This is a genomic window from Amycolatopsis keratiniphila subsp. keratiniphila, from assembly GCF_001620365.2.
GTDB lineage: Bacteria > Actinomycetota > Actinomycetes > Mycobacteriales > Pseudonocardiaceae > Amycolatopsis > Amycolatopsis keratiniphila.
In genome coordinates, this window is sequence record NZ_LQMT02000025.1 from 31,774 (window position 1) to 35,584 (window position 3,811).

The 3,811-nt window shown below is 71.3% G+C and carries 5 protein-coding genes; 2 read left to right on the forward strand and 3 right to left on the reverse strand.

The features are described 5' to 3' along the window. Nucleotides 1-98 precede the first annotated feature (98 nt). Together AVR91_RS26290 and wecB are read left to right on the forward strand one after the other, a co-directional pair. The gene (locus AVR91_RS26290; RefSeq protein WP_007031099.1) at nucleotides 99-278 is read left to right on the forward strand and encodes an LPXTG cell wall anchor domain-containing protein; all 180 of its coding nucleotides are present in this window, start codon (nucleotides 99-101) and stop codon (nucleotides 276-278) included. Nucleotides 279-383: 105 nt separating this feature from the next. Continuing rightward, nucleotides 384-1,535, forward strand: a complete 1,152-nt coding sequence (gene wecB / locus AVR91_RS26295; protein ID WP_063275165.1) for a non-hydrolyzing UDP-N-acetylglucosamine 2-epimerase — start codon at nucleotides 384-386, stop codon at nucleotides 1,533-1,535. Here wecB and tsaD read toward each other — a convergent pair. Genes tsaD through tsaB form a run of 3 tightly spaced genes read right to left on the reverse strand, consistent with a single transcriptional unit; the run spans nucleotide 1,532 to nucleotide 3,713 of the window. Beyond that, nucleotides 1,532-2,578: a tRNA (adenosine(37)-N6)-threonylcarbamoyltransferase complex transferase subunit TsaD gene (gene tsaD, locus AVR91_RS26300; protein WP_063275144.1), complete on the reverse strand. Its 1,047-nt coding sequence runs from the start codon at nucleotides 2,576-2,578 to the stop codon at nucleotides 1,532-1,534. The two genes, wecB and tsaD, sit on opposite strands and share 4 nt — an antisense overlap. Then, complete coding sequence (gene rimI / locus AVR91_RS26305) at nucleotides 2,578-3,057, reverse strand: ribosomal protein S18-alanine N-acetyltransferase (protein WP_063275143.1); 480 nt, start codon at nucleotides 3,055-3,057, stop codon at nucleotides 2,578-2,580. The genes tsaD and rimI overlap by 1 nt, the downstream gene beginning before the upstream one ends. Beyond that, entirely contained in the window at nucleotides 3,054-3,713 is a 660-nt protein-coding gene (gene tsaB / locus AVR91_RS26310; RefSeq protein ID WP_063275142.1) for a tRNA (adenosine(37)-N6)-threonylcarbamoyltransferase complex dimerization subunit type 1 TsaB, read from the reverse strand. Before tsaB ends, rimI begins: the two co-directional genes overlap by 4 nt. Nucleotides 3,714-3,811 lie beyond the last annotated feature (98 nt).

Consider the following 3,811-nt stretch of genomic DNA (forward strand, 5'->3'; position numbering starts at 1 on the left):
TCGGCCTGCTCGGTGCCGTCGCCATCCCGGTCGGCATCCGCGTGGTCCGCAACCGGCGTCCGGCGACCACCGCCTGACCAGGGTGAAGTGAGGTCGAAATGTACAAGTTGCCTGGCGCCGGAGTCGGCGTCGCCGGTGGCGGGGTGGGCGCCCTCGCCGCCACCGGGGCCGATGTCGGCTGGTGGCTGGCCGTCGGCGTGATCCTGCTGGTTCTCGGAACCATCGCGGTCATCGCGGGCTACCGCCGCACGAAACGGCTCGGCGAGATGGGGAGCTGACGCTCCCCTGGACGGAACGGCCGCCGGCGTGGGCCCCTCGCACGCCGGCGGCCGTCACCCGCGTTGTGCGGGACACTGGAAATCGTGGATGAGGAGCGCGAACGCGTGGATGTGATGTTGCTGGCCGGGACGCGCCCGGAGGCGGTCAAGCTCGCGCCGCTGGCGCTGGCACTGGCGGACCACCCGCACCTGCGGCCCTTCGTCGTCCACAGTGGACAACATCCGGGCATGGTCGAACAGGCGCTGATCCCGTTCGGTCTGCCTGTCGACGCCTGGCTCGACACTCCGCCAAGGGCCACGGGCACCCAGGCGGAGCTGGTCTCCGGCCTGCTTCCCGCGCTCGACGAGGTGCTGCGCCGGGTCGCACCGGCCGCGGTCGTCGTCCAGGGCGACACGACGACGGGACTCGCCGGTGCGCTCGCCGCGTTCTGGCAGGGCATCCCGGTCGTGCACCTGGAGGCGGGACTGCGCACCCACGACCTCGCCGCGCCGTTCCCCGAAGAGGGGACGCGGCAGATGATCTCGCGTATCGCCGCCCTGCACCTCGCGCCGACGCCCGGCGCCGCGGCCGCGCTGCGCACGGAAGGTGTTCCGCGCCAACGGATCGCCGTCACGGGCAACACCGTCGTCGATGCGGTGATCGCGATCGCCGAACGTGATCTCCCCGCGCGGGACACCGCGCTCGCCCTGCTGGAGATGGAAATCGCCGAGGCGGGTGAGCGGCTCGTCCTCGTGACGTCACACCGGCGCGAATCCTGGGGCGAGCCGCTGAGCCGCACGCTCGCGGCCATCGAACTGATCGTCGCGGAACACAGCGACGTCCAGGTGCTGTTCCCGGTGCATCCCAATCCGGCCGTGCGGGACCAGGTGACGGCCGCGCTCGGCGGGACGCCGCGGGTGACGATCACCGAACCGCTCGAGTATCCCGATCTCGTCCGTGCGCTGCGGCTCGCCGAACTCGTCCTGACCGATTCCGGTGGCATCCAAGAGGAAGCACCGACCTTCGGCACGCCCGTCTTGGTGCTCCGCGATGTCACCGAACGACGTGAAGCGATCGAAGCAGGCTGCGCCTGGCTGGTCGGGACGGACACCGGTCTCATCGCCGACACCGCGGCGAAGATCCTGCGTGGCGATCTGCATCCGACACACGCCGGAAACCCTTACGGAAACGGCAATGCCGCCGCCTTGTCGGTGGCGGCGCTGGAGGAACTGCTCAACCTCGCCCCGGCACCGCGGACCGCCGCCGAATCCCGCTAGATCGAGACGATCTGCACCGGCAGGGCCGGATTGGCGGAGAAGTCGAGCGAGGCCTGTGGCCGTCTGGCGGCGACCACGTGCGCGCCGAGCGCGGCGATCATCGCGCCGTTGTCCGTGCACAGGCGCGGCCGCGGGACACGCAGGGTGATCCCGGCTTCGGCGCAGCGTTCGGCGGCGAGTTCGGACAGTCGTGAATTCGCCGCCACGCCACCGGAGATCACCAGCGTGTCCACGCCGTGTTCCTTGGCCGCACGGATCGCCTTCATGGTGAGCACGTCGGCGACGGCCTCCTGGAACGACGCGGCGACGTCGTCGACAGGGATGTCCTCGCCGCGGCGCTCCGCGCTCTCGACCCAGCGGGCGACGGCGGTTTTCAAGCCGGAGAAGGAAAAGTCGAACTTGGCGTCGCGCGGACCGGTCATCCCCCGGGGGAACGCGATGGCCGCGCCGTCGCCGTTCTTGGCGGCCTTGTCGATGGGCGGGCCGCCCGGGTACGGCAGGCCGAGGACGCGAGCGACCTTGTCGTAGGCCTCGCCCGCGGCGTCGTCCACAGTGGACCCGAGCTCGGTGATCTCGGACGCGATGTCGTCCACCAGCAGCAATTGCGTGTGCCCACCCGAGACGAGCAGGGCGAGGCAACGCTCGGGCAACGGGCCGTGCTGGAGCGTGTCGACGGCGATGTGCCCGGCGAGGTGGTTGACGCCGTAGAGCGGGATGCCGAGCGCGGCGGCGTAAGCCTTGGCGGCGGCGACGCCGACGAGCAGCGCACCGGCGAGACCGGGTCCGGCGGTGACCGCGATGGCGTCCACATCGGACAGTTTCAGCCCGGCCTTGTCGAAGGCTCGTTCGACCGTCGGGACCATCGCCTCCAGGTGCGCGCGGCTGGCGACCTCGGGCACGACACCGCCGAAGCGGGCGTGCTGGTCGACACTGGAGGCGACCTCGTCGGCGAGCAGCTCGACCGTGTCGTCGTCGTGCAGGCGGACGAGGCCGACACCGGTCTCGTCGCACGAACTCTCGATGCCCATGATGATGCGCGGCATCAGCCCGCCACCTCGTCTCGGACCTGGGCCCGCGGGCGGGCCATCGTGTAGGCGTCGGCGCCGGAAGGCTGGTAGTAGCGCTTCCGGAGGCCGACGCGTTCGAAACCGTGCCGCTCGTAGAGAGTGATCGCCGCGTCGTTGTCGGTGCGGACTTCGAGGAAGACGGGCGCGGCGAGCTCGTCCGCGCGGTCGAGGAGCGCTTTCAGCAGGACGGTGCCGATGCCTTTGCGCTGGTGACCGGGGTCGACGCCGATCGTGTGGATGCTCGCCTCGTAGTCGCCGCGGCGGCCGACGACGGCGAGACCGGCGTAACCGATGACCTCGTCGGTCTCATCCGGACGGGCGACCAGGTAGTAGCCGCCGCCGTCGAGTTCCGCATGGAAGGCGTAGGCGGTCCAAGGCGAATCGCCGGGGAAGAGGATCTTCTCTATCTCGACACAGCGCGGGATGTCCTTGCGGCGTAAGGGTTCCAGCCTCACGAGGTGGTCACCTTCTTGCGCGCGGCCGGTTCGACGGCGTCGGGGCGGCGGAGGTAGAGCGGGGTGAGCGGGGCGGGCTCTTCGCCGAAGTCCTTGCGGGCGGCCTTCACCAGTCCGATGGGTGATGGGAAGCGTGGCTCGATCGGCTGGACACCGAGGGCGTCCGCGTAGAGGAGGGCGCCGTCACCCGCCGCGACCTTGATGGTGGTCTTGAGGTCTCCGGGCCGCTCGACGTTCGGGCCGTCGGTGCGGGCGCCGTCGGCGGCGTACGCGGCCCAGTAGACCTCGCGGCGCCTCGCGTCGGTGAGGACGAGGAAGGGCGCTTCGCCGGGGGCGACGTCGGCGGCGATGGCGTCGAGACTGCACACCGGGTACGCGGGGATGCCGAGGGCGTGGGCGAGCGACGCGGCGGTGGCCATGCCGGCGCGAAGGCCGGTGAAGGGGCCGGGGCCGACGCCGCAGACGATGGCGTCGAGGTCGCGAAGCGTGACGCCCGCGGCCTTGACGGCTTCGAGGGCGTGCGGCGTGATCAGCTCGCCGTGGGCGCGCGGGTCGACCGTGACGCGGTCGCCGCGCGACTCGAGGGCGTCGCCGTCCAGGGCGACGAGGCCCGCGGTGACCGCCGGGGTCGAGGTGTCGATGGCCAGTACCAGCACGGTTACCCAGCCTACGACCAGCGGCCCGGAGCGCGTTTAGCGGGCTAAATGCGATCGGGTGGCGCGGCCGCTCCGCTGGCGCCGGATCGCGTTTAGCC